Annotated in this window: 1 protein-coding gene; it reads left to right on the top strand. The window is 62.0% G+C overall.

All coding sequences use genetic code 11. The features are described from left to right. Positions 1–1,526 (top strand): recombinase family protein (locus XI09_RS45880; protein WP_271565322.1); only part of this gene is annotated, 1,526 nt, incomplete at both ends.

Genomic DNA, 1,526 nt, shown 5'->3' with positions numbered 1-1,526 from the left:
TTCTCGGGCTGAAAGGTTCGATCTCCGAGCTTGAGCTACATACGATCCGCAGCCGGCTGACCGCCGGCCTGCTGGCTAAAGCCGAACGCGGCGAACTTGCGGTTATGCTGCCAATCGGGCTGATGCGGGACCCGAGCGGCGTGGTCGTTAAGGATCCCGACATGGCCGTGCAAGGGCGGCTCGGTCTCGTCTTCCAACTGTTCCTGCAACTGCGCAGCGTTGCCAAGGTCATGCGGGCGTTGAACGAGCGTGACCTCGAACTGCCACGTCGTGATCGGCATGGTGATTTGTGTTGGACGCGCGCGACGCTGGCTGCGGTGGCGGCCGTCTTGAAGAACCCCGCATACGCGGGTGCCTTCGTCTATGGACGAACCCACTTCCAGCCGCCGAAGCGGGAGGGCGCCCTGCCGCAAAAGGCTCCGCGGCCGATTGAGGAGTGGCGGATCGTCGTCAAAGATCGATATCCTGCCTATATCGACTGGCCAATTTATGAAAAAATCCGAGCCGTCATCAGAGATAACCGAGCCGAATACATGCGCATCAAAACCCGAGGCGCGCCTCGCGATGGCGAGCTTCTGCTCCACGGCATCGCCTGGTGCGCACGATGTGGCCATAAGATGTACGTCCGCTACAAGGGGGGCGGCGAGTATGTATGCAATCACCTGCGTACCCAGGAAGGCCAGCCGACCTGCCAACACATTCGGGCCAACCGTATCGATGCGGCCGTTGCCGATGCATTCCTAACTGCACTGGCGCCGGCCGAACTCGATGCCTTGTCGCACTCCCGCCGGGTCCAGCAGCAGATGAACAATGCGTTACGTTCCAGCGCAGAACGAGAGCTCGAGCGCAAGCGGTACACGGCGGCGCTCGCCGAACGGCAGTTCAACCGAGCTGATCCAGACAATCGCCTGGTTGCCTCAGAACTCGAGCGACGATGGGAAGCGGCGCTAACCGACGTGCGAGCCGCCGAAGAGGCGCTTGCCCGACAGACGCCCTCCAAAGCCATCACACAAGTGGCCATAAGCAAGGAGCTCGACAACAAGGTCATCAGCCTCACCGGCCGCTTGCCGCAGATATGGGCTGACAAGACTATCTCGGATGCGCATCGCAAGGCGTTGTTGCGATGCCTCATCGAAAAGGTCATGCTCGACCGCGGTGAGCACGACTTGGCCCTGGCCAGGATCGTCTGGCGAGGAGGCGCCGTGACGGAGCTCGAGGTGAGGATGAGCGTCAACTCCGTCACCAGATTGACGCGAGGCACAGAGATGCGGGCGCGCCTGCTGGCGCTTGCCCGCGACGGCGTCCCAGACGACGAGATCGCCGCAATCCTTACTCAGGAAGGCCACCGCTCTCCTCATTGCGTCGATAAGGTGCTGCCCATCACCGTTGGGCGGCTCCGTCGTGCCGCTGCCATCAAGGTGACTACCCAGCGCAACCGATGGGTGCATGCCGACTCACTTCTCAGCCCGCCCGAACTGGCCCGAACGCTTAAGATCCCGGTGAACTGGCTCTATGTGCAGATCCGA

This window comes from Bradyrhizobium sp. CCBAU 11386 (assembly GCF_028128955.1).
In the GTDB taxonomy this organism is placed as follows: Bacteria; Pseudomonadota; Alphaproteobacteria; order Rhizobiales; family Xanthobacteraceae; genus Bradyrhizobium.
This window is presented reverse-complemented; position numbering and strand designations above follow the sequence as displayed.